The sequence below is a fragment of the Tardiphaga sp. genome (assembly GCF_044340795.1).
Classification (GTDB): domain Bacteria; phylum Pseudomonadota; class Alphaproteobacteria; order Rhizobiales; family Xanthobacteraceae; genus Tardiphaga.
Genome location: NZ_JBIISY010000402.1, coordinates 1 through 3,453, shown reverse-complemented (window position 1 = coordinate 3,453; position 3,453 = coordinate 1). Strand labels below are relative to the sequence as shown.

Sequence of the window (3,453 nt, the reverse complement as noted above, 5' to 3'; positions counted from 1 at the left end):
CTGCAGGGCAGCGGTACGGCCGCCAATCCTTTCGTGAATTTTCAGACCCTGATCGCCGAAGGCACCGACTGGACCTGGAGCGGCAGCGGGACCTTTGCCGATACATTTGTGAACAGCGGCGTAGTCCGCCTGCAGTCGTCGCTGACCGGCAATGTGACCATTGCACCCGGCACCAGCCTGCTCGCCGGCAATGGTGCCAATCCCACGATCACGCCCTTCCCCGGCGGCCCGCCGATCACCGTGACCAATGCCGGCACCGTCGATCTCACCAATGGCGGCTCACCGGCGGCCAACAGCCTGACCATTGCGGGCAATTATGTCGGCAATGGCGGCCAGCTCAATGTGCGTTCCGTGCTCGGCACCGATGGCGCGCCGTCGGACCGGCTGGTGATTTCGGGCGGCCAGGCCTCGGGCGCGACCGGCATCAATGTGACCAATGCGGGCGGCACCGGCGGCCTCACCCTGGACAACGGCATCCTCGTGGTTCAGGCCACCGCCGGCGCGACAACCACGCCATCTGCATTCGCTCTGAACGGCGGCTCGGTGATGGCCGGCGCCTATCAATACTATCTCTTCCGCGGCGGCGTCTCCGCCGGCACGCAGGACAACTGGTATCTGCGTTCCACAGTGCCCGCAGCACCCGCGCCCGGCACACCGGCACCCGCGCCCGCTGACAACACGCCGCCGCTGCCACCAGCGCCACAGGCCGGCTCCGAACCGCTTGCGCTCTATCGACCCGAGGTTGCGCTCTATAGCGCCGTTCCTGCCGTGGCCCGGCAACTCGGCATCGTCAGCCTCGGGACCTTCCATGACCGAAATGGCGAACAGAGCCTCCTCACCGGCCAGCGCGATGTCTCGGCGGGATGGGCACGCATCTTTGGCGGTCGCGAAAGCCAGCAATGGTCGGGTGCCGCTGCGCCCGCCTTCGATGGATCGTTTTCGGGCGTGCAGTCCGGCATCGAATTGCTCGGACGCGACAGCGATACAGGACATCGCGACCGGATCGGCCTGCTGGCGAGCTATGGCCGGGCCAACGGGCGCGTCAGCGGCTTCAGCGGCGGGTTTCAGAATACGCCCGTCGGTTCGCTCTCCCTCGACGCCACCAGCCTCGGTGCCTACTGGACCCATGTCGGGCCGAGCGGATGGTATGTCGACGCCGTTGCGGCACACGCGTGGTACACGGGATCGCCGTTTTCGGTTCAGGGGCTGCAAGCCGCGCCCAATGGAACGGGGATCATCGCCTCGATCGAAAGCGGCGTTCCGATCGCCATCGCCCCGAACCTCACGCTCGAGCCGCAGGCACAACTCATCTACCAGAATCTCGCGCTAGATCCCTCGCAAGACGCGATCTCGCGGATCGACTATGGGCGCTCCGATGCGTTGACCGGGCGACTCGGCGGTCGTCTGGTCGCCACCTATCGTACCGCGTCCGCATTGCTGCAGCCCTATCTGAAGGTGAATGTCTGGCACGACTTTGGCGGCACCGACAGCCTCGTCTTCGCGGCCTCCGACTTCATCACGACCCAGCGCCGGGCAACCGCTTATGAGGTCGGCGGCGGCGTAACCGCGACGCTTTCACAGGCGGTCGCGGTGTTCGCAGCGGCCGGCTATATAGGCAATCTCGACCGCAACAACCGCGAGACCATTCAGGGCAACGTCGGCGTCCGGTTGACGTGGTAGCCAGTCGCGAGCCGGCCTCATCTCCCGATCTCGGGAAAGACCTGTGCGGTTTCACGCACCGTCCCGCCCTTCCCTTGGCGATGTCATACCAAGCGTCTATGCTTCTTCCACAGGCATGGCCGACGCCGCCCTGCCTGCGATTTGCATGACCATCTCCGCGGGAATTTCGAGGACGAGGATAGGCCTATGACGCGCGAATTGTTCTGGCTGACGCTGACGGTGATTCTCACCGGTATCATGTGGCTGCCCTATATCCTGAACCGCATCATGGTGCGCGGCGCCGCTGGCGCCATGGCCAATCCCTCGCGCGCCGACAAGCCGCAGGCCGAATGGGCCAACCGCATGATGTTCGCCCATGACAACGCGGTCGAGAACCTGATCATTTTCGCGCCGCTGGTGATCATCCTCAATCTCGCGGACGTGTCGACCCCGGCCACCGTGATGGCCTGCATGATCTATTTCTGGTCGCGCATCGCGCATCTCGTAGTCTACACCCTTGGCCTGCCCATTCTGCGCACCGTGGCCTTCATGATCGGCTTTGTTGCCCAGGCCGTGCTTGCGGTGGCGATCCTGCGGATTCCGGTCTGAGGCCAGAACCCGCAGGATGACCGGCGGCTATTTCGCGCCGCCGGCCTTTGCGGCCTTGGCTTCGGCCATCGCCGTCTTGCAGGCCGACGAAAGCTTGTCCGAATTGTCGGCCAGGCATTTGGCGATCCGTCCGCCCGCCGGGCATGGTGTCCTTGCAGAACTGCCGATAGTCGGCGCGGCACGCGTTGCGTGCTTCTTCGGCTTCTGCCTGCGCGATCGTGAAGAGCGTGGTCAGCGTCATGGCGAGGCTGGTGGAAGCGCGGGCGACGATGGCAATGCGTGACATGAAGTCTCCTGTTGAGGTGATGTTGCGATCGCCATGACCCTAGCCACGCGGCGTCAGTCGCATTTCACAGCCGCGCATTGATTGATGGCAATGCGTCACCGCGCGTAACAGTTTGTAACAGTTGAGCCCGACCGCTTGCCGATGCCGCTCAAGTATCGGATGACTTGGGCATGAGCCTCTCGCAGCCCACCATCCTGATCGTCGAGGACGACCCAGAAATCCGCCGTCTCGTGCGCGATTTCCTGTCGCAGGAAGGTTTTGTCATCGAGCTGGCCGAAGACGGCAAGGCGATGGATGCGGTGCTGCAACGACAAAAGCCTGACCTGATCATCCTCGATCTCATGCTGCCGGGCGAGGACGGGCTCGCCATCTGCCGTCGCTTGCGGACGCAAGGCACGATCCCGATCCTGATGCTCACCGCCAAGAGCGACGAGATCGACCGCGTCGTCGGCCTCGAAATGGGCGCCGACGACTATCTGACAAAACCGTTCTCGTCGCGCGAATTGCTGGCGCGTGCCCGCGCGATCCTGCGCCGGACCCGGCCGGCTGCTGAGACTCCGGACAATCGCCGCCACGGCTTCGATGCCTTCGTCATCGACATCGATGCCCGGCAGCTTGCCACGCAAGGCGGCGATCCCGTCACGCTCACCAGTGCCGAATTCGACCTGCTCGTCGCCTTCGTGCAGCGACCGCGCCGCGTGCTGACCCGCGACCAGATCCTCGACTGGACGCACGGACGTTCCGCCGAGCCGTTCGATCGTACCGTCGACATGCTGATCTCCCGCCTGCGCAAGAAACTGGACGCAGCAAGCCGGGACTCCAATCTGATCACGACGGTGCGGAATGGCGGCTATCTGTTCACCGCCCATGTGAAGCAGCTCACATGATCAGCGGCTTCT

The 3,453-nt window shown here is 64.3% G+C and carries 4 protein-coding genes; all 4 read left to right on the top strand.

Annotation, left to right across the window (positions count from 1 at the left end):
* On the top strand, positions 1–1,680 hold a 1,680-nt coding region (locus ACIQ17_RS32275; protein ID WP_398473632.1), incomplete at its 5' end, for an autotransporter outer membrane beta-barrel domain-containing protein.
* 186 nt (positions 1,681–1,866) lie between these two features.
* Positions 1,867–2,268, top strand: coding sequence for an MAPEG family protein (locus tag ACIQ17_RS32270; RefSeq protein WP_398473631.1), 402 nt, complete (start codon positions 1,867–1,869; stop codon positions 2,266–2,268).
* Positions 2,269–2,284: 16 nt separating this feature from the next.
* Entirely contained in the window at positions 2,285–2,551 is a 267-nt protein-coding gene (locus ACIQ17_RS32265; protein WP_398473630.1) for a hypothetical protein, read from the top strand.
* 173 nt (positions 2,552–2,724) lie between these two features.
* Positions 2,725–3,441, top strand: coding sequence for a response regulator (locus ACIQ17_RS32260; protein WP_398473629.1), 717 nt, complete (start codon positions 2,725–2,727; stop codon positions 3,439–3,441).
* The last annotated feature ends 12 nt before the right edge of the window (positions 3,442–3,453 follow it).

Bases quoted from the DNA above. Each gene is read 5' to 3' on its own strand.
- ACIQ17_RS32270 (WP_398473631.1), top strand. From the start codon at position 1,867: ATGACGCGCGAATTGTTCTGGCTGACGCTGACGGTGATTCTCACCGGT.
- ACIQ17_RS32265 (WP_398473630.1), top strand. From the start codon at position 2,285: ATGACCGGCGGCTATTTCGCGCCGCCGGCCTTTGCGGCCTTGGCTTCG.
- ACIQ17_RS32260 (WP_398473629.1), top strand. From the start codon at position 2,725: ATGAGCCTCTCGCAGCCCACCATCCTGATCGTCGAGGACGACCCAGAA.